Source organism: Methylotenera versatilis 79 (genome assembly GCF_000384375.1).
In the GTDB taxonomy this organism is placed as follows: domain Bacteria; phylum Pseudomonadota; class Gammaproteobacteria; order Burkholderiales; family Methylophilaceae; genus Methylotenera_A; species Methylotenera_A versatilis_B.
In genome coordinates, this window is sequence record NZ_ARVX01000001.1 from 1331462 (window position 1) to 1352168 (window position 20707).

Below are 20707 nucleotides of genomic sequence, written 5' to 3' on the forward strand. Positions count from 1 at the left end.
TCTTTAATAAGCCTGTAAATAGGTATATTATTATGCTAAATCTACTGAATTGTTAGGATTCGTGTGAGCAACGTATTAACAACAGAAATATTAGACCTAGAAACACCATTAGACGCGGAAACACTAAGCAAACTGCAAGTCTTGATTGCACAGCATAAAGACTTGCCAGGGGCGTTATTGCCTTTGCTGCATAGCATTCAGGATAATATCGGCTATGTGCCAGAGGCAAGCTATTTGCCTATCTCAAAAGCATTAGCACTTTCTGTTGCAGAAGTGCACGGCGTTGTCACTTTTTACCATCATTTCCGCAGACATCCCGCTGGCCGACATATTTTGCAAGTTTGTCGCGCAGAGTCTTGTCAGGCAATGGGTTCAGAAAAGCTTGAAGCCAACATCAAATCATCACTTGGGATTGACTATCATCAAACGACTGCAGATGGCGCCATCACATTAGAGCCCGTTTACTGTTTAGGTAATTGCGCCTGTTCGCCGGCGGTGATGATGGACGATGAAGTGTATGGTCGCATGGACAATCAAAAAGTGGCTGAGTTGATTGGTGACGCGAGGGCTACTTCATGATGGATAAAACTGTAGTAGTTAATGTTCAGACAGTTAAAGTTTATGTACCGCGTGATTCTAGCGCGTTATCGCTTGGTGCAGATCGCACTGCCAAAGCGATTATTGCCGAAGCCGAAAATCGAGGTGTTGAAATAGAGCTGATTCGTAATGGTTCACGCGGACTGTTCTGGCTAGAACCATTTGTCGAAGTAGCAACCGAAAAAGGCCGCGTGGCATTCGCGCCTGTGCAAGCTAAAGATGTAGCTGGTTTATTTGACGCGGATTTTCTGAATGCGCATTCAGAAAAAGCCGCCGCACATCCGCTTAATCTAGGATTAACAGAAGAGTTAGCGTGGCTCAAAAGCCAGCAGCGCCTGACTTTTGCTAGAGTCGGTATTACCGACCCTGTTTCATTAGAGGATTATTTAGCGCATGACGGCTACAAAGGTTTAGCAAACGCACTGAAATTATCAGCTGCAGATATCGTTAAGACGGTTACTGATTCAGGTTTGCGCGGCCGTGGCGGCGCGGCTTTTCCTACAGGCATTAAATGGAAAACGGTTTTAGACACAACCGCAGAGCAGAAATATATCGTCTGTAATGCAGATGAAGGCGATTCTGGCACCTATTCTGATCGCATGATTATGGAAGACGATCCGTTTGTGTTGATTGAAGGTATGACGATTGCGGGTGTCGCAGTAGGCGCAACTCAAGGTTACATCTATCTTCGCAGCGAATATCCACATGCACTTAAAGTGTTAAATGAAGCGATTGATAAAGCAAAAAATGCTGGTTATTTAGGTGAGAATATTTGCGGTTCACAGCACAGTTTTAACTTAGAAGTACGTCGCGCAGCAGGCGCTTACGTATGTGGTGAAGAAACCAGCTTGCTTGAAAGTCTGGAAGGTAAACGTGGTTTGGTGCGCTTTAAACCGCCATTGCCGGCAATAGAAGGTTTGTTTGGCAAACCAACTGTTGTGAATAACGTGATTTCACTGGCGACTATTCCAATTATTTTAGATAAAGGCGCACAGTTCTATGCCGACTACGGCATGGGTCGTTCGCGTGGCACTTTGCCGATTCAGCTTGCTGGTAATATCAAACATGGCGGTTTGGTAGAGCTGGCATTTGGCGCGACTCTGCGTGACTTGCTATACGATTTTGGTGGTGGTTCAGCGACTGGAAAACCAATCCGCGCTGTTCAAGTGGGCGGCCCTTTGGGTGCATTCTTACCAGAAAGTCAGTTTGATACACCGCTTGATTATGAAGAGTTTGGCAAAATATGGGCGGTATTAGGTCATGGCGGCATTGTAGCGTTTGATGATACGGTAGACATGGCAAAAATGGCGCGCTATGCGTTTGAGTTCTGCGCAATCGAAAGCTGTGGCAAATGTACGCCTTGCCGAATCGGTTCAGTGCGGGGCGTAGAAGTGATTGATAAGATTATCGCTGGCACTGATCACAGTAAAAATATGCAATTAGTACGCGATTTAAGTGACACCATGTTAAATGGTTCCTTATGTGCATTGGGCGGAATGACGCCGTATCCTGTATTAAGTGCATTAAATCACTTTGCTGAGGATTTTTTACCTAGAAATTCTGGTCTAAATAATCAGTCAACAGTACAGAATCAAGAGAAGGCGCAGGCGGCTTGATAAGCGGCTGAAGAGAACATCATGGACGATATTAAATATACCACCCAACATACTACGTCAGTGAATCGATACGATTCGGATAAAGATTACGGCACGCCAAAAAAATCGAGCCAAAAACTGGTTAAGTTGAACATTGACGGTGTAGAAATTACCGTGCCAGAAGGCACATCGATTATGCACGCGGCACAGTTAACAGGTGTAACAGTGCCAAAATTATGTGCAACGGATTCACTAGAGCCGTTTGGTTCATGTCGATTATGTTTGGTCGAGATTGAAGGGCGCCGTGGTTATCCTGCGTCTTGCACCACACCAGTAGCCGAAGGCATTCAGGTGCGCACGCAAACCAGTAAACTGGCAGACGTACGCCGTGGCGTGATGGAATTATATATTTCAGACCATCCTTTAGATTGTTTAACCTGCGCAGCCAATGGTGATTGCGAATTGCAAGATATGGCTGGTGCAGTCGGTTTGCGCGAAGTGCGTTACGGTTATGAAGGTGAAAATCACCTGAAATCAACCAAAGACGAATCCAATCCTTACTTCACGTTTGACCCGAGCAAATGTATTGTCTGTAGCCGCTGCGTGCGTGCGTGCGAAGAAACACAAGGTACATTTGCATTAACCATTGAAGGTCGTGGATTTGGCAGCAAAGTTTCTGCCGGCAATAAAGACTTTTTAGAGTCAGAATGCGTGTCTTGCGGTGCCTGCGTACAAGCTTGCCCAACGGCAACATTGATGGAAAAAACTGTAATCGAAGCAGGTACGCCAGAGCATAAAGTCACCACGACTTGTGCTTATTGCGGCGTGGGCTGCAGCTTTGATGCCGAAATGAAAGGCGAGGAAGTGGTACGCATGACGCCGAATAAAGATGGCGGCGCCAATCATGGTCACTCTTGTGTTAAAGGGCGTTTCGCTTGGGGTTACGCGACGCATCAGGATCGCATCACGACACCGATGATACGCAAAAGTATTCATGACGAATGGCAGGTTGTGAGCTGGGATGAAGCGATTAATTACGCTGCCAGCGAGATTAAACGTATTGAAGCCAAATATGGCAAAGAAGCCATGGGTGGCATTACATCCAGTCGCTGTACCAATGAAGAAGTATATGTCACACAAAAATTGGTGCGCGCAGTGTTTGGCACTAATAATGTGGATACTTGCGCACGCGTTTGCCATAGCCCAACTGGTTATGGGCTTAAACAAACATTGGGTGAATCGGCAGGTACGCAAACATTCGATTCCGTGATGCAATCGGATGTGATTATGGTCATTGGCGCAAATCCAACCGACGGGCATCCTGTATTTGCGTCGCTGATGAAACGCCGCTTGCGTGAAGGCGCTAAATTAATTATCGCCGACCCGCGCGCAATCGATCTGGTTGAGAATTCACCGCATATTCGTGCCGATTATCATCTTAACTTACGTCCTGGTACAAACGTGGCATTAATTTCGGCTCTTGCGCATGTGGTCGTCACAGAAGGCTTGGTCAAAGAAGATTTCGTACGTGAACGTTGTGAGTGGGATTCATTTGTGACGTGGCGTGATTTTGTTGCCAAACCTGAGAACTCACCCGAAGCTTTAGAAGAAACATTGGGTGTTAAGGCTGAATTAGTGCGTCAAGCTGCACGTTTATTTGCAACAGGCGGTAATGGCGCGATTTATTACGGGCTAGGTGTAACTGAGCACAGTCAAGGCTCAACCATGGTGATGGGTATTGCTAACTTAGCAATGGCTACAGGCAATGTAGGTCGAGAGGGCGTAGGAGTTAACCCGTTACGCGGTCAAAATAACGTACAAGGATCTTGCGATATGGGCAGCATGCCGCATGAATATCCTGGTTATCGTCATGTATCTGATGAGGCAACACGTGCTTTATTTGAATCTGCTTGGGGTCGACCACTAAGTAATGACCCTGGTTTGCGCATCCCCAACATGTTGGATTTAGCGGGTGAAGGTAAATTCAAGGCCTTATATTGCGTAGGTGAAGATATCGCTCAATCTGACCCAAATACGCAGCATGTCACACATGCGCTGGAAAGTATGGAATGCGTCATCGTGCAAGACTTGTTTTTGAATGAGACCGCGATGTACGCGCATGTGTTTTTCCCGGGTGCATCATTCTTGGAAAAAAATGGTACTTTTACCAATGCAGAACGTCGTATTTCACCCGTGCGCCGTGTGATGACACCTAAAAATGGGCATGGTGAACGCGGACTAGAGGATTGGGAAATTACCGCCAAGTTATCCAAGGCTTTGGGTTATGAAATGAATTACAACCATGCCAGCGAAATTATGGATGAAATTGCGGCATTAACTCCAACATTTAAAGGCGTGAGTTTTAAAAAACTGGATGAGTTAGGCAGTATTCAATGGCCTTGCGATGATGCAAATCCTACAGGCACGCCAACCATGCATATTGACGAATTCGTGCGTGGAAAAGGCAAATTCTTTATCACGCAATATGTGCCAACAACTGAAAAAGTGAATGCAAAATATCCGTTAATCCTGACCACGGGTCGAATTTTGTCGCAATACAATGTAGGTGCACAAACACGCCGCACCAAAAACAATGCTTGGCACGCAGAAGATATTGTTGAAATTCATCCGCACGATGCCGAAGATCGCGGTATTAAAGAAGGTGATTGGGTGGGTATTGCCAGCCGTGCCGGCGAAACCGTATTGCGGGCAACATTAACTGAGCGTGTACAGCCAGGCGTGATTTACACCACCTTCCATCATCCAGAGTCTGGCGCAAACGTGATTACCACTGACAATAGCGATTGGGCGACCAATTGCCCTGAGTTTAAAGTGACGGCGGTGCAAGTCAATCGGGTGCATCAGTTATCAGATTGGCAAAAAGATTATCAATCTTTTAGCGAAGCGCAGATTGCATTTACGGGCAAAAAATCTAATAAAGTAATTAAGCAGCCCGCTTAATAGTTGATGAGTATTTGAGCTGAATTGGCGACTGAAACCATCAAAAATGTATCGCCTATTGAGGCTGCACTAACAGAAACTGATTCACCAACATTGATTTCTGTAAACGCGACTTCAACGCAAGTAAACGTGGCGCGCTGGCGTGGCGGTGTTTTAACGGATGCTACCGATAAAGTGGCGGAAGAAGTACCAATCGCGTTGATTTACAATGGAATTTCGCATGTAGTGATGCTGGCGACACCTGCAGATTTAACTGATTTTGCACTCGGTTTCTCGTTAAGTGAGGGTATTTTTCGCGATAAAAGTGATTTGTACGATGTGGATATTGTTCCACAAGCGCAAGGAATTGAGTTGCAAATGGATGTGGCGACAGAGTGCTTTGTCCAATTAAAGCAACGCCGCCGAAATTTAACTGGCCGCACAGGTTGTGGCTTGTGTGGCGCAGAAAGTTTAGATCAAGCCTTGCGTTTGCCCGCGCAATCAATCAGTCTTACAGCTTCAAAACTGCCTGTCAAAAGTATCGAGTTAGCCTTTAAAATGATGCAATCACATCAACCGCTACAGCAAGTTACTGGCGCAACGCATGCCTGCGTCTGGGTGAGTGCGCAGGGTGAAATACAATTGGTGCGTGAAGATGTCGGGCGGCATAATGCCATGGATAAGTTGATTGGTGCCTTGGCCAAGTCGCCAATGCAGGCCGATGGTTTCGTGCTGACATCAAGCCGTGCTAGTGTTGAAATGGTACAAAAAGTAGCAACTGCTGGTATTAGTATTCTAGCCGCGATTTCTGCACCAACTGGCCTTGCGATACGTGTAGCAGAAACCTATGGCGTGACATTAATCGGTTTTTTGCGCGATAATCAATTTGTGATTTATACCCACAAGCATCGAATACAATTTTAATAAACCTAAATTTATACCCAGACTTATGCAAACAGAACAATTAATCAAAATGGCAAATCAAGTAGGCGATTTTTTTGAATCATATCCAGACCAAGTACAAGCACAGCAAGATATTGCCCAACATTTGAATCGTTTTTGGGCATTAACCATGCGTCAGCAGATTGCTTCGCATGTTAAAGAGGACGGCGGTGCTGGTTTGCATGCAAAGGTTATCTCGGCTATTTCCACTTATCTTGATGTCGAATAATTAGGTTGATTGAATCAAATCGAATTACTCTGTAATTCTTACTAAAGTTAACCACTTTAAATCATTCAATTTGATTCACTTATAATAAAGCCGTGAACCTCTCTTTTTTTATATTAAGCCCAGCAGAAATTGAAGCGTTGGTACTTTCGGCAAAAGTGGCGGTGTTTTGTACGTTAATTATTTGTATTCCAGGCGTTGCAGTCGCTTGGTTATTGGCGAAAAAATCGTTTATTGGTAAATCGCTATTAGACAGCATTGTGCATTTGCCACTGGTTTTGCCACCGGTTGTACCCGGTTTCCTTTTGCTCATCCTGCTGGGCGGTCAAGGGATAATCGGTAAATGGTTACAAGCAACTTTCGGTATTAGCATCGCATTCACGTGGATAGGCGCTGTTATCGCTTCAGCCGTAATGGCATTCCCGTTAATGGTTCGTTCAGCGCGGTTGGCAATCAGCCAAGTAGATGCTGGATTAGAAGCTGCCGCGCAATCGCTGGGCGCACATCCATTTAGAGTTTTTTTCACAATCACTTTACCACTCGCCTTGCCGGGAATTGTCACCGGTTTGATTCTGGCATTCAGTCGCAGCTTAGGCGAGTTTGGCGCAACTATTACCTTTGTAGGCAATATCGAAGGTGAAACGCGTACACTGCCATTAGCCATTTATACTTATACCCAGATACCAGGTGGCGATGTCGCCGCCATGCGGTTAGTGATTTTAAGCATGATTATCGCGTTAGGTGCGTTAATGATTAGCGATCTACTCGAACGCAAAGCTACAAAGCATATTGGACGTGGCTTGCGGGAGAAAGATAATGATTGAGTTTGACTTTCAGCGCAATCAGGGCGATTTTGATCTAGACGTAAAATGTCGTTTAAACGCACCAGTTGTTGGTTTGTTTGGCGCATCTGGTGCAGGTAAAAGCACATTGTTGGGTATGATTGCAGGATTGGTGAAACCGCACTCAGGCCAACTGATTTTAGATGGCGAATGCTTATTTGATAGTCAGCATGCGATTGATGTTCCCATACATCAGCGTCGCATAGGCGTGGTGTTTCAGGATAGTCGATTATTCCCACATCTGAATATTCGCGATAATTTAAATTACGGCTTTCTTACATTAAAAGATAAGCGTTTTAGTTTTAAGCAAATTGTGGATTTGTTAGAAATCGGACATTTGCTGTCGCAAAAACCGCATCAAATCTCTGGTGGAGAAAAACAACGTGTATCACTTGGGCGTGCCTTACTCACTTCGCCACGTTTGCTTTTATTAGATGAACCGCTGGCTGCATTAGATGTGCGATTAAAGCATCAAATATTGCCGTTTTTACGACGTGTAAAAGATGAAATCAATATCCCGATGATTTATGTCAGTCATGCGATTGATGAGATTTTATATGTCACATCTGAAATCGTGATCATTGAGCAGGGAAAGTTGCTGGCGCAGGGGCGTTTTCACGAGATTATTCACCAAGATAATTTGCAGCGTATTGCGCAATCGTTGGGTTTGGAAAATGTGATTGGCGCAGTGATTGCCAGTCACGATAATAGGTATGGCTCGACCACGTTAAAACATGGCAGTCAAACTATTGTGGCGCCAATAATAACCGCAGATACGGGCGCGCAAATCACGATTTCTATTCCTGCTTCAAGTATTGCGCTGTCAATATCTCGGTTAGAAAGTGTCACGATACAAAATCAATTACAGGGACAGGTCACAGAGATTAAACAGATTGGTTATCGTGTATTAGTCACAGTAGATATTGGCGAGAGCCAAATTGTGGCTGAAGTGACAACAAAGGCATTAGAAACGCTGAATATTGTTGTTGGCAATAGTGTGTATTGTTTGATAAAGGCGCAGGCAATACGTGCGCATGGTTTTATTTAACAACTAACTTATGGCAAATAACGTGATTGCCACATTAAAAATATCCAAGCAAAACGTTCCAAATAAAACGTTCAGTGCAACTTAGTTAACATGTTGAAACAGTCGAAAATATTCGTGGCGATCGCTGATGCGCTTTCCGTTCCAGATCAGTTTCCAGTCAGCGCCAGGGTCAATTTTTTCACGACCTTTATCTTCTTGAATTAAGTACAAATCGCAATTAAGATTTTGTTCTTTTTCAAACGCTTGGGTTTTTACATTGGCATAATAATGCAATAAATCGCGCTGACTTTCGCCCAAACGATTACTGGTAATACAGGCGAATTCTTTAGGCAACGCATCTTTTAATTGCGTAAACACCGTGCTATAACTGCGCGCAGAATCAATCATTGGTAGCCACAATGTCATCAATAATGTCCATACACAGGTCATACCAATGGCCCAGTTAGTTGCACCTGAACGGTTAGAATGTTGCGCGCGAAATATCGCGAATAACCATATCAAGCTGACAGCGATGGCGAATATCACCGCTATAAAGTTGAAATCAAGTTGTGTCACGCCAGATAAAAAAGCGAGTCGTTCTTTGATTTTAGCTGGACTACCAGTCATCATCGCAATCCAGCCCAGCCAAATCAAGCTGCTCATTAAGCCAAACAAAATCAGGCCAAACCAATTCAATGCGCCAGCGGTGCCGCGCTTTAGGGTTTCAATACTGCCACCCGCCATGGCGGTTAAAGGAATTAACAATGGCAGCGCAAAGATATCTTTGCGATCAGCACCAAAGCCGATTAATACCCAAGCGACCAGCGTAAAGGTAAGAATCAGTTGGAATCTTGGTTTGCTGAGCAATTGCGCCCGATAACGCCAAGCGCCCCAAATGGCTAGCGGTAAAGCTGGCCATGCATACCATAATAATGTTTTCAGGAAATACACATGATAAGAATCATTGAATTGCGCAAACGATTGTAACCACCAAGCATTGAAAAGTTCTGGATGGAAAATCAGGCATAAAGCTGGCCATATCGCTAAAAATGGACTGGCAATTGCAATGGCAATTGCGACAACATACAGAAAACTTTTGCTACGCCAAAAACTAAACAGGCACGGCAATATTAAGCATGTGGCCAAGAGAATAGATAAAGGCAACAAACCTGTTGATAAAAAACTAACAGTCAGTCCAAAAGCCAACAAAACGCTTGCTCGATAGGGCCGTCTTTTGCTTAAAGCCAACGCATAAAATCCAGCCGCTAAACCAGTTAAACTTGCGACTGCAGGTGTTAACGTATGGGCGCTGACAATTAGGCCGAGCGAGCCCATGAACACGAATGTGGTTTGCCGACCGATGCCTTTATCCCACAACTCACGCCCAGCCATGCCAATCATAAGCAGGGTGATTAACATCCATAAGCCAGAAGCGATACGTGCTGCATCATGCAAGGGTAATATGGGTTGCAACACTTTGGCCAGCAAGGTGGCGCTTAAATAAAATAAGGGCGGGTCAACAATGTTGGGATTGCCAGCAGAATTAGGCGCTAAATACTGGCTAGAGTCCAGCATGTTTTTGATGATGCTAATACTGTGCGACTCAAATGGTTTCCAAGGTGCGTGACCAATTAAACCCATAAACAACCAAACCGCACATAGCACTAATAATAAGTGCGTTTTTGCACGCTCACCCACGCGCGCGCGCGGGGTAGACATATTTCCTTGCCAGTCATGTTCTAGATCGAAGCGCATTGATTGCCGTTGTTGAATTTATTTGTCTATTTTAGCACTGCTTATTTTGCAACTGCTTAAATTAATCATTTAACAAATACTGATTAAATAAAACGCAAATAGCACGAAAATAAAAAAGGCAGCTAAGCTGCCTTTTTTGCCAAACACAAGCATTGAATTACATGCCGTATTTTTGTTTGAATTTCTCAACACGACCAGCAGTGTCTAAAATCATTTGTTTGCCAGTGTAGAACGGGTGTGATTTTGAAGAAACTTCAATTTTAACCAGTGGATATTCTTTACCATCTGTCCATTTGATAGTGTCACGGGCAGAAATGGTTGAGCGTGTAACAAAACTGAAGTCTGCACCAATGTCTTGGAACACTACTTCTCTGTATTCTGGATGAATTCCGTCTTTCATGATATAGCCTCGCTGTTTATTTGCCGAAAGATACGGCAGTAATTAATTTGCACTAAAATTGCAATAGACGCGCATTATATTGAGTTTTGCGTTGATGCGCAAGGCTGAATATTTGGGTCATTTTGAGTGTTAAGTATTAACCGCGGCGCATGCTGTCAAAAAAATCCGCATTGTTTTTAGTGGCTTTGATTTTATCTAACAAGAATTCCATCGCTTCTAAATCGTCCATTGGATAAAGCAGTTTACGCAACACCCAAATTTTCTGTAATACATCTTTTTCGATGAGCAACTCTTCTTTACGCGTGCCCGATTTATTAACGTTAATGGCTGGATAGAGGCGTTTTTCAGCCATTTTACGGTCAAGATGGATTTCCATATTGCCCGTACCTTTAAACTCTTCGTAAATCACATCATCCATGCGCGAGCCTGTATCGACCAGTGCTGTGGCGATAATCGTTAATGAACCGCCTTCTTCAATATTTCGTGCTGCACCAAAGAAACGTTTAGGACGTTGCAACGCATTTGCATCCACACCACCAGTTAATACTTTGCCGGATGAAGGAATGACTGTGTTGTAAGCGCGTGCTAAGCGGGTGATTGAATCTAGTAAAATCACCACATCTTTTTTATGCTCAACTAAGCGTTTGGCTTTTTCTAGCACCATTTCAGCCACTTGCACATGGCGGGTTGCAGGTTCATCAAAGGTTGAAGCAACTACCTCACCTTTTACAGAACGCGTCATTTCAGTCACTTCTTCAGGGCGTTCATCAATCAGCAAAACAATCAGAATCACATCGGGATGGTTGGCGGTAATGGCATGTGCAATATTTTGCATCATCACCGTTTTACCGCTTTTCGGGCTGGCGACTAATAATCCGCGTTGACCGCGGCCAATTGGTGCAATCATATCAATCACGCGACTAGTGATATTTTCTTCACCGCGAATATCGCGTTCTAAAGTGAGGGGGATTGTTGGGAAAAGTGGTGTTAAATTTTCAAACAGAATTTTATGCTTGGTGTTTTCTGGTGCTTCACCATTCACTTGGTCAACTTTTACTAAAGCAAAGTAACGTTCGCCATCTTTCGGTGTGCGAATTTCACCTTGAATGCTATCACCTGTGTGCAGATTAAAACGGCGAATTTGCGAAGGTGAAACGTAAATATCATCAGGCCCAGCAAGATAAGACGTATCGGGTGAGCGTAAAAATCCAAATCCATCTTGTAGCACTTCTAATGTACCGTCACCAAAAATACTGTCACCTTTTTTTGCTTTATTTTTTAATATGGCAAAAATCAAATCTTGCTTACGCATACGGCTTGCGTTGTCGATTTCGTTGGTAATTGCCATTTCAACGAGTTCGGTGACAGGTAGGTGTTTTAGATCAGATAAATGCATGAGAGAACTCTCTAGAAGTGACTAACTAAGGGATAGTTTGTATGATGAAGTGATAAAAAATGTCTAGTTTCTGATTGGATGGTAGAAACTAGACGTATTCGAAAAAAGGCTTATATATTTAGATGTTGCTATCAATAAATGCTGTTAATTGAGATTTTGATAATGCACCGACTTTGGTGGCTTCAACACTACCGTTTTTAAATAACATTAAGGTTGGAATGCCGCGAATGCCATATTTTGGCGGTGTTTGTTGATTATCATCAATATTCAGTTTGGCTACTTTTAAACGGCCAGCATATTCTTTGCTAATGTCATCCAAGATTGGCGCAATCATTTTGCAAGGCCCACACCATTCTGCCCAATAATCCACTAAAACTGGAAGGGAAGATTGCAATACTTCCTGCTCAAAAGCAGCATCGCTTAAATGGGTAATGTTTTCGCTCATGGTGACCTCGGTGTAGAAATTTTACGATTGACTGAATAGTGTACGATAACTTAAATATGATGGCTATCTTTGATAATTAAATAGCGTCGATTAACGTATTTTCAAGTAATTAACAAAAATATAATTAACTTAATAGGTTGTAACGATAATAATTTATTCAGTACAGACTAACTTTTAACTAAATAACTAGTTTTGCTAGTATAACAATAGTAATTGATTTATATCAAGCTGTATTGAAAGCGCTCAAAACTCGCGGTGCGCTCTACCAATTGCGTGATTTGCACGTTGCTCACCGCATTATTGTGATGAAGCTCCAAAGTACTACCGATTTTGCATAAGCCAACAGCCGTAATAATGCTTGCAGGTTGTTTTAATGCCGCTAATTCAGGCAATAACAAGGCTTCATTTTCTAGCGCATTATTGTCGGCTCTCACACTGACAGCAGAAGCACTGGGTGAAATAAGCTGCAAGCCCACATCTAATTGTTTTAATTCGTTCACTTTGGCCCAGCGTAACACAGCCAGCTCCCACATTTTTGTACTATTGTCTTTCATCGCGACAACATCGCCAATTTGTGCGGTGGCTTGAGATGAATTGAATTTACGTAGCGCATAGCCGCCCGCACTGACATTTAAGATTTGCCAGCGCGATGGTCGATAGATACCGTTTGTACCCAAGCCGCTAATACTTTGATGTGGGCTGAAATGTGATGCGACTTCACGAATCAAATGATGCGTGGAGTTGATGCCAATACCTAATTCTACTCCATCGCTTTTTTTGCTTCTAGAGAATACACGTTGCGGTGTTTTACCATATTGTTTAATTAAATGCGCGAGTAAATCTGCAAAATGCGTCTCTATGGCATTTTTAGGCATACTGCCATCGTTCGGCACAATGCCTTCACGTAGTAATTTAATGTGCTGATGTATTTGTCTTGCTAAATTGACAGTGACCAGCAGAATATCGGTGCTTCCATCGGGAATAGTCTTATTTTTAACAAAGGCAGTCGGCGGCTGATTGCCATTTAGTGCAACTAAAAATACACCAGTAGGATTTTCAACAAAACCGAGCGGTCTTAACTCTGCTTGATGGGCGACATTACCTAAGTAGCTATCGATTTTGACAATATCTTGGTTGGCAAAATGTTGCGGATTAGCAAGGTTAAGTAGCAATATCTGCGTGTAAATCAAATTGACAGAACTGGCATTCGCGCTGGTGTAATGCTCCGCGACAGGCAGTTTTTCGGCAGATTGTTGCAACGCACAGTAATAAAGCTGATGTAATTCACCCCACAATATAATTGGTGTGCTGGCGTAAGTAAGATGGTGAATCAGCGCGATTTCTTTGCAGGCATGAATCGCACGTTGGATCACTAATGCAGTCGTTTTGCTGCTATTTAAGTTGAGGATTTTATTTTGTAAATCCACCAGCGCAAATTTATAGCCAAACGCAAATTCTTGCCATAACTGTTCTGCAGCACTGGCAAAAGCTTGCTCATTTTTAGAAATAGGCAAGCTGGCATTGCTGAAATGTGGGATTAAGTCTTGATAAATTTGAATTGCTGCTGGGCGATAAAGCTCTAACGCATTCAGACGATTGGTAAATGCGACTTTTTGACTGTTGATGATTTGCAGTTCTTCAATTAAGTCGGTTGCCGCTCGAATTGGATCGCCAAAAGGTAGGTTTTGTATGAATTCGTTGATTTTGTGCGCGCGAGTTTCAGCCAACAAAATTGGATTGTTATCTAGATTTGGTAGCTTAAGACTAATCGGCATATAAACTCCACACAATGTCTTAATATATTAAGAGCTAATTTAAAGTTTGTCACTTTAAAGTTTGTCGCTTTATCAATTTATCACGCTAATTTTAAAGAATTAATTTAAAAAAATCATTCATTTAAAAGAATTCAACAGGTTTGTTGAATAAACCATTTTGGTGAACGAATAAGCTTCACATTAAGCCTAAATTTTGTACAATAATCTGAACTGTATATTGAGAGAATAGATGCGATTGAAAAATATGATTTTTGTTAAAGAACCGTTCTTAATATTGGTGTTAATAAGTGTTATTTTTAGCATGAGTTTTGCGGCTAACGGCGCAGAACGTCTGCAAAATAAGGGCTTCGTTTTAAGTGATACGACTGGCAAAAAGCATGCGTTATCTCAATACAAAGGCAAATGGGTGATCGTGAATTACTGGGCAACATGGTGTCCGCCATGCTTAGAGGAAGTGCCTGATTTGGTGGCACTGTACGATAGCCGCAAAAATAAAGATGTGATGTTGCTGGGCGTTGCGTTTGATTACCAAGATGCAAAAGAGGTCGCCGATTATGTAGACGATATGCTGATGTCTTACCCGATAGTGCTGGGTGACGATGAAGTGATTAAGCAGATTGGTACTGCAGAAGTAATGCCAACCACTTATATTTACAACCCGCGCGGGGAATTGGTTAAAACCAAGCGCGGGCTGGTGACTAAAGTTTATCTTGAAGATATTATTGCGAAAGGAAGTTCAAAAACGCATTAATTAAAAACTGCTCATAAAAAAGTGTTAAGTATTTTTTAAGACTTAATTCTTAAGCACTAAATTTACTTAAACAGGCGCTTCTATACTTTTACCATCTGCATCTAAAATATTGAGCTGGTTTTCATCGGCAAACTGCATTAACTGGGCAAAACCTGCTGGGTTGCTATCTTTTAAACGCATGTCCACAGCCAGACATCGCACACCATTCATTACTTTTGGTTTTAAATAGGGCGAATACACCAGTTTTTTGTTTGGACCAAAGCTGGCGTAAGTGCTACAAGTTCTATCGACCCAATCGCTCGGACGAAAAGGTTTACCAGCACGCGTCAGGCCTTCAATAATAATTTCTACCGCTTTTAGAGTCATTTTTAGCTACTTAACTTTATTGAATGAATTCAAATAATTTAACTACTTTGCTCACACCATCGGTGTTGCGTGCAATCTCTACGGCAGCATCTGCTTCTGCCTGATTAACTAAACCAAGTAAGTAAACGACACCATTTTCTGTAACCACTTTAACGTAATTAGCTGGGAATTTATTTTCAGTAACGAATTTACCTTTAATCTTAGAGGTGATGTAAGTATCGTTGCTGCGAGAGCCAATTGAGCTTTTCGGCGCTACAACAAGTTCATTGGTCACAGTGCGAATATTTTCGACTTCTTTCATTAAAGACTCTGCTTTAGCCAAGCGTTCTGCATCTGGCACTTCGCCAGTTAATAACACGTTACGGTTATAACTTGTCACGTTAACGTGCGCTTCTTCACCTAAATTTGTTTCCATCTTTCTATTGGCTTTAATCTGAATGCCTTGATCTTCTACATAAAAACCAGAAGTGCGTCTATCCGATGCAATGGCGCCACCAGCGACAGCGCCGCCCACAGCAACCGGCACACAAGCAGCCAGTTGACTGACTATTGCGGCAGCCAAAAAAAGCTTAATAGTTGTAAGTTTAATGGTTGAATTCATTGCATACTCCAAATAACGGTTAATTTTTGCGAATGATACGCGCTTTGACCATTGAGTGCATCATCATGCATCAAATGCATTACGCACCCATTCAATATTTTCTGTGTCTAATTTAGACATTAACACTGCATCAAAACGACATTGGCTTTCGCCATGTGTTTGTAAATAATGTTGCGCGGTTAAGATTAATTTCTGCTTTTTGTGTGTCGTAATACTAGCGCCAGCATTGCCAAACTGCTGGTTGCTCCTCAATCTTACTTCAATAAATACCAGTGTTTTGGCGTCCATCATAATCAAATCAATCTCGCCAAAACGGCAGTGATAATTTTGCGTCACCATTTTAAGTCCGTGATTCTGCAAAAAAGTTGCAGCTAATTTTTCAGCCTCAAACCCTGCATTATTTTGATTCATTTTCATCGGTTAAGTGTTGCCTATAAATCAAAACGGTTTATGACGGATTATTCATTATTAAGGATTATTTAATAGAAGTTAAATTTTTAATATTTTAAGCATGGCTTTGGCTTAAAATTACACAATGAATGATTTAAAAGCAACAGGCATATTATATGTGGTGGCAACACCAATCGGCAATCTGACTGATATTACGCTGCGTGCGTTAGAAACGCTAAAAGTGGTTGATGCGATTGCGGCGGAAGATACGCGCCATACATCGGGTTTATTATCGCATTTTGGCATCAGCAAAAAATTAATCGCCGTGCATGAACACAATGAACATCAATCGGCAGAAAAGCTGCTGACTCAATTAAAATCAGGTGAAAATATTGCATTGGTAACCGATGCCGGCACACCAGGCATTAGCGATCCAGGCGCAGTGGTAGTAGATTTTGTGCGCAAAGCGGGTGTTAAGGTTGTGCCGATTCCAGGTGTGAGTGCGGTGATCGCGGCATTATCCGTTTCTGGCATTACGCAAAATGGTTTTTTGTTTCATGGTTTTTTGCCCGCCAGCGGTGCAGCCAGACGCAAGGCATTGGAAGCGCTAAAAACACAAACGGTAACGTTAGTTTTTTATGAAGCGCCACACAGAATCATAGAAAGCATTGTAGATATGGCGAATGTATTAGGCGCAGAACGCCGTGTTACTTTTGCCCGAGAAATCACCAAAACATTTGAAACCATCTATAGTTGCAATCTGGCTGATGCAGCAAATTGGTTGCAAGCCGATACTAATCAACAGCGCGGCGAATTTGTACTTTTAGTTGAAGCTGCCGTAATAAAAGTAGCTGAAGGGTTTTCTGAGGAGGTGGTGCGTATATTGAAATTATTGCTCGCAGATTTACCGCTTAAGCAAGCGGTTAAGTTAACCGCTGAGATTGCCAATGAAAAGAAAAATGATTTGTACGAATTCGCACTGAGATTAAAGCAAGCTAATTAAAATGCTGATAGATTATTTTGAATAAAAGACTCAAAAAGATAGCCATAAAATGATTCCTTCCAATACGTTAACTCCGACTACTTTAACTATTACACGACCAGATGACTGGCATTTGCACTTAAGAGATGGTGCCGCGCTACAAGCGGTTTTGCCAGACAGCGCAAGGCAATTCGCGCGTGCGATTGTGATGCCAAATTTGCGTCCGCCTGTGACAACGACTGAATTAGCCGTTGCTTATCGCCAACGTATTATAAACGCCTTGCCAACTGGCATGCGTTTCGAGCCGCTAATGACTTTGTATCTGACTGATAAAACTTCGGCAGAGGAAATAGCTTTGGCCAAAGCCAGTGGTATTGTGCATGGTGCAAAGCTTTACCCAGCGGGCGCCACTACCAATTCAGATTCCGGTGTCACAAACCTAGGTCATTGCGTGAGTGCGCTTGAGGCGATGGAAAAGTTAGGCGTGCCTTTGCTGGCGCACGCTGAAGTGACCGATAACGATGTCGATGTGTTTGATCGCGAACGTGTATTTATTGAGCGCAATATGATTCCGTTGTTAAAAAAATTCCCCGCATTAAAAGTGGTTTTTGAGCATATAACCACTAAAGATGCGGCAGACTTTGTGATTGAATCCCCTAATAATATTGCTGCAACAGTGACTGCGCATCATTTACTAATGAATCGCAACGATATGTTTAAAGGCGGCATTCAGCCGCATCATTACTGTTTGCCAATCTTGAAACGTGAAGAACACCGCGTGGCTTTGGTTAAAGCAGCGACTTCTGGTAATCCTAAATTTTTTCTAGGCACAGATAGCGCACCGCACGCCAAGCATACTAAAGAAGCAGCTTGCGGTTGTGCCGGAATATACACCGCGCATACGGCGATTGAGTTGTATGCAGAAGCGTTTGAAAATGCAAATGCCTTAGATAAGTTAGAAGGTTTTGCGAGCTTTTATGGGGCGGATTTTTATGGTTTGCCTCGTAATAAAGAGAGAGTTACATTAGTGAAAGAAAGTTGGAAAGTGCCTGAGAATTTGCCGTTTGATGGCGACACTTTAGTGCCTCTCAGAGCTGGGCAAATTTTACAATGGAAATTACAGAAATAATTAGCCGCTCAGCATGTCAAACGCTCGGCATGTTAAAATAGCGACGAAGCTGGCTAGACAGTCGCCGCTCACGTAAGTGAGGGGAGGAAAGTCCGGGCTGCATAGAGCAAGATGACGGCTAACGGCCGTACGCTGAAATTTTTGTGGCGAAAGCCACAATCTATAAGGTGAGGAATAGGGCCACAGAGACGAGCGTATTTAGTTACGGTGAAACGCGGTAACCTCCATCTGCAGCAATATCAAATAGGCTGGCGTTTTTATTTGCGTAGAACGTTACACAAGTAAATAGGGCGTTGCTCGCGCTGCCAGCGGGTAGATAGCTTGAGCGTACAAGTAATTGTGCGCCTAGATGAATGACTGTCAACTTTAGTAATAAAGTCTACAAAACCCGGCTTATCGGCCAGCTTCACTTTTTAATTAAACTATCTTATTTAGCTTTCTCATTCGCTATTCGCAGCGCTTTTATCGTCCTCTTGATTCAATTCAAACACATAATCCCTAACTCTTATATTTTACATTCACTTAATTTAGTATCTTATTGATTAATATGGTTATTATTTAGTTGATTAAAATACGCTAAGTCTTTGTCTTATAAAGAAAAAATAGTGAAAAAGTGCTTGCAAAGTACTTTTTTTTTATCTATAGTGCAATTTAGTGGGGAAAAGTGGAGTTTAGTGGGATGTTTCACTTTTTAACCGTTTTTAGTGGTTAAGTTTTTAAGGCTTTGTTCATTCAAATCATGTTTCGCGGCGCAACACATTTAAGTATGGATGCTAAATACAGGCTTGTAGTGCCTGCCAAGCATCGTGATGCTTTGTTGACGCAAAGTGCGGGCAATTTGATATTAACTGCGCATCCGCACCGTTGTTTATTGCTTTATCCGCAGCCTGCTTGGGCGCCTATTGAGGCAAAAATTAATAGCCTATCCAGTTTTAACCCACAAACCAGCGTTTACCAACGCATGATGGTGGGTCAGGCGGAAGATATCACTTTAGATGTGACAGGTCGTTTACTGGTTTCGCCGGTTTTGCGTGGTTTCGCGAATTTAGATAAAGATGTGATGTTTGTAGGCCAAGGTAGCCATTTTGAGTTGTGGAATATGGATGCCTGGAACAAGCAGTTGGAAACATTAATGACTGGCGATGGATTTGAGATGCCAGCAGAATTAGAGGGCTTTTCGCTATGATGCTGGGCGCAAAATCTGCGCCGCCAATAAATGAAAATTCAGCCTTAGTGTCAGCATCAGTTATGACTTCCGCAACAAATCCCAACTCTCAACCACCATCAACCGCACATATCACCGTGCTGTTGAGTGAGGCAGTCAATGCGCTAAATATCCAATCGGATGGTATTTACATTGATGGTACTTTTGGGCGCGGCGGTCATAGCCGTCTTATTTTGTCCAAGTTAGGTGTTAATGGCAGGGTGTTTGCAATAGACCGAGATTTAGCGGCATTAGCAGAAGGTCAGTTAATTAAAGATGCGCGATTCACTATTGAGCATCGACATTTTTCAGAAATCAATCAATTAGCAATCAGTAACAATCTCCAAAAAGTAGATGGTATTTTACTGGATTTAGGTATTTCTTCGCCCCAAATCGACGAAGGCGAGCGCGGTTTTAGTTTTAGATTTGATGCGCCGCTGGATATGCGCATGGACCAAACGCGTGGCAAAACAGTGGCAGAGCTGTTAACCACAATTTCAGAGCAACAATTAGGGAAAGTGATAAAAGATTATGGTGAAGAACGGTTTGCTAAGCAGGTTGCAAGGGCGATTATTAAGGAGCGCACAGACGGGCGCGCCATCACCACTACAGGACAGCTTGCCAAGATCGTGGCAAGTGCAATCCCCAAGATCGAACCGGGGCAGAACCCTGCAACGCGCACCTTTCAAGCTTTACGGATTTTCGTCAATTCGGAGCTTGAGGAGTTATCGCTAATTTTGCCGAAATGCTTGGATTTATTGGCAGAAGGTGGGCGCTTGGTAGTGATTAGTTTTCATTCGCTGGAGGACAGAATCGTGAAACAGTTTATTCAGAATGAACAAAACCGCGATGATTTGCCAGCTAATTTCCCAGTGAAAGCCAAAGATCTGCCGCAACCAAGATTATTGGCTGTGGGCAAAGCGATTAAACCAAGCGCAGCTGAAGTGAAGGCAAACCCGCGTAGTAGAAGTGCGGTGATGCGTGTGGCGATGAGAACGGCAACGGCTTAATAAGCTATTTATAAAAACATGACGCGTTTAAATTTTATTCTTTTTTTTGTGTTAATTGCCGTGAGTTTAGGTGTGATTACATCGCAACATAAAGCGCGAAAATTGTATTTTGAGCTTGAGAAACAGCAAAATTTAAAACAGAAATATGAAACAGAATTTGGGCAATTGCAGTTAGAACAAAGCACTTGGGCCATGCATTCACGCATCGAAGAATTGGCTGCTAAAAAATTAAAGATGCAAGTGCCTGATGCAAAACGTATTCAAGTGATTACAAAAGAAGAAGTGACCTCAGAAGTGATTCGATAGCAGCAATTAGTTAAAAGTGAACCGTAAA

The 20707-nt window shown here is 42.8% G+C and carries 21 protein-coding genes and 1 other RNA gene; 14 read left to right on the forward strand and 8 right to left on the reverse strand.

From position 1 onward, the window contains the following. Positions 1 to 63: 63 nt before the first annotated feature. The 7 genes from METVE_RS0106560 to modC all read left to right on the forward strand — a co-directional run bounded on the left by METVE_RS0106560 (position 64) and on the right by modC (position 8190). Positions 64 to 579 carry a formate dehydrogenase subunit gamma gene (locus METVE_RS0106560; protein ID WP_020167663.1) on the forward strand — a complete coding sequence of 172 codons (516 nt, stop codon included), beginning with the start codon at positions 64 to 66 and terminating at the stop codon, positions 577 to 579. Then, entirely contained in the window at positions 579 to 2213 is a 1635-nt protein-coding gene (locus METVE_RS0106565; protein ID WP_020167664.1) for a formate dehydrogenase beta subunit, read from the forward strand. Before METVE_RS0106560 ends, METVE_RS0106565 begins: the two co-directional genes overlap by 1 nt. A gap of 21 nt (positions 2214 to 2234) precedes the next feature. Beyond that, positions 2235 to 5153, forward strand: a complete 2919-nt coding sequence (gene fdhF, locus METVE_RS0106570) for a formate dehydrogenase subunit alpha (RefSeq protein ID WP_026362043.1) — start codon at positions 2235 to 2237, stop codon at positions 5151 to 5153. Between the two features lie 24 nt (positions 5154 to 5177). Beyond that, complete coding sequence (gene fdhD, locus METVE_RS0106575) at positions 5178 to 6056, forward strand: formate dehydrogenase accessory sulfurtransferase FdhD (RefSeq protein WP_020167666.1); 879 nt, start codon at positions 5178 to 5180, stop codon at positions 6054 to 6056. 25 nt (positions 6057 to 6081) lie between these two features. Next, entirely contained in the window at positions 6082 to 6303 is a 222-nt protein-coding gene (locus tag METVE_RS0106580) for a formate dehydrogenase subunit delta (protein WP_020167667.1), read from the forward strand. 92 nt (positions 6304 to 6395) lie between these two features. Further along, positions 6396 to 7124 (forward strand): molybdate ABC transporter permease subunit, encoded by a 729-nt coding sequence (gene modB / locus METVE_RS0106585; protein WP_020167668.1) that lies wholly within the window; start codon positions 6396 to 6398, stop codon positions 7122 to 7124. Further along, positions 7117 to 8190, forward strand: a complete 1074-nt coding sequence (gene modC, locus METVE_RS0106590; protein ID WP_020167669.1) for a molybdenum ABC transporter ATP-binding protein — start codon at positions 7117 to 7119, stop codon at positions 8188 to 8190. Before modB ends, modC begins: the two co-directional genes overlap by 8 nt. 81 nt (positions 8191 to 8271) lie before the next feature. Here the strand turns inward: modC and METVE_RS0106595 are convergent, their stop codons facing one another. The 5 genes from METVE_RS0106595 to METVE_RS0106620 all read right to left on the reverse strand — a co-directional run bounded on the left by METVE_RS0106595 (position 8272) and on the right by METVE_RS0106620 (position 13940). Beyond that, positions 8272 to 9924 carry an ArnT family glycosyltransferase gene (locus METVE_RS0106595; protein WP_020167670.1) on the reverse strand — a complete coding sequence of 551 codons (1653 nt, stop codon included), beginning with the start codon at positions 9922 to 9924 and terminating at the stop codon, positions 8272 to 8274. 157 nt (positions 9925 to 10081) lie between these two features. Then, positions 10082 to 10324, reverse strand: coding sequence for a type B 50S ribosomal protein L31 (locus METVE_RS0106605; protein WP_020167671.1), 243 nt, complete (start codon positions 10322 to 10324; stop codon positions 10082 to 10084). Between the two features lie 136 nt (positions 10325 to 10460). Next, the gene (rho, locus tag METVE_RS0106610; RefSeq protein ID WP_020167672.1) at positions 10461 to 11720 is read right to left on the reverse strand and encodes a transcription termination factor Rho; all 1260 of its coding nucleotides are present in this window, start codon (positions 11718 to 11720) and stop codon (positions 10461 to 10463) included. Between the two features lie 118 nt (positions 11721 to 11838). Further along, positions 11839 to 12165, reverse strand: a complete 327-nt coding sequence (trxA, locus tag METVE_RS0106615; protein WP_020167673.1) for a thioredoxin TrxA — start codon at positions 12163 to 12165, stop codon at positions 11839 to 11841. A 218-nt stretch (positions 12166 to 12383) separates the two neighbouring features. Next, positions 12384 to 13940: a hypothetical protein gene (locus tag METVE_RS0106620; RefSeq protein WP_020167674.1), complete on the reverse strand. Its 1557-nt coding sequence runs from the start codon at positions 13938 to 13940 to the stop codon at positions 12384 to 12386. Between the two features lie 229 nt (positions 13941 to 14169). Here METVE_RS0106620 and METVE_RS0106625 point away from each other — a divergent pair, with 229 nt between their 5' ends. After that, a complete protein-coding gene (locus METVE_RS0106625) occupies positions 14170 to 14691 on the forward strand; it encodes a TlpA disulfide reductase family protein (protein WP_020167675.1) in 522 nt (173 codons plus the stop codon). Positions 14692 to 14757: 66 nt separating this feature from the next. Here the strand turns inward: METVE_RS0106625 and METVE_RS0106630 are convergent, their stop codons facing one another. From METVE_RS0106630 to METVE_RS0106645, 3 genes are all read right to left on the reverse strand, one after another. Next, entirely contained in the window at positions 14758 to 15057 is a 300-nt protein-coding gene (locus METVE_RS0106630) for a DUF3579 domain-containing protein (RefSeq protein ID WP_020167676.1), read from the reverse strand. A gap of 16 nt (positions 15058 to 15073) precedes the next feature. Next, positions 15074 to 15658, reverse strand: coding sequence for a BON domain-containing protein (locus METVE_RS0106635; RefSeq protein WP_020167677.1), 585 nt, complete (start codon positions 15656 to 15658; stop codon positions 15074 to 15076). Positions 15659 to 15721: 63 nt separating this feature from the next. Next, positions 15722 to 16075, reverse strand: a complete 354-nt coding sequence (locus METVE_RS0106645) for a YraN family protein (RefSeq protein ID WP_020167678.1) — start codon at positions 16073 to 16075, stop codon at positions 15722 to 15724. A gap of 118 nt (positions 16076 to 16193) precedes the next feature. On the opposite strand from METVE_RS0106645, the gene rsmI reads away from it, so the two are divergent. The 6 genes from rsmI to ftsL all read left to right on the forward strand — a co-directional run bounded on the left by rsmI (position 16194) and on the right by ftsL (position 20679). Continuing rightward, a complete protein-coding gene (gene rsmI / locus METVE_RS0106650; protein WP_020167679.1) occupies positions 16194 to 17051 on the forward strand; it encodes a 16S rRNA (cytidine(1402)-2'-O)-methyltransferase in 858 nt (285 codons plus the stop codon). Between the two features lie 49 nt (positions 17052 to 17100). Next, positions 17101 to 18159, forward strand: a complete 1059-nt coding sequence (gene pyrC / locus METVE_RS0106655; protein ID WP_020167680.1) for a dihydroorotase — start codon at positions 17101 to 17103, stop codon at positions 18157 to 18159. 45 nt (positions 18160 to 18204) lie between these two features. Next, positions 18205 to 18571: RNase P RNA component class A (rnpB, locus tag METVE_RS12650), an RNA gene on the forward strand. Between the two features lie 327 nt (positions 18572 to 18898). Further along, positions 18899 to 19345 carry a division/cell wall cluster transcriptional repressor MraZ gene (mraZ, locus tag METVE_RS0106660; RefSeq protein WP_020167681.1) on the forward strand — a complete coding sequence of 149 codons (447 nt, stop codon included), beginning with the start codon at positions 18899 to 18901 and terminating at the stop codon, positions 19343 to 19345. Beyond that, positions 19342 to 20373 carry a 16S rRNA (cytosine(1402)-N(4))-methyltransferase RsmH gene (gene rsmH, locus METVE_RS0106665; protein WP_020167682.1) on the forward strand — a complete coding sequence of 344 codons (1032 nt, stop codon included), beginning with the start codon at positions 19342 to 19344 and terminating at the stop codon, positions 20371 to 20373. The genes mraZ and rsmH overlap by 4 nt, the downstream gene beginning before the upstream one ends. An 18-nt stretch (positions 20374 to 20391) precedes the next feature. Beyond that, positions 20392 to 20679: a cell division protein FtsL gene (gene ftsL / locus METVE_RS0106670; RefSeq protein ID WP_020167683.1), complete on the forward strand. Its 288-nt coding sequence runs from the start codon at positions 20392 to 20394 to the stop codon at positions 20677 to 20679. The last annotated feature ends 28 nt before the right edge of the window (positions 20680 to 20707 follow it).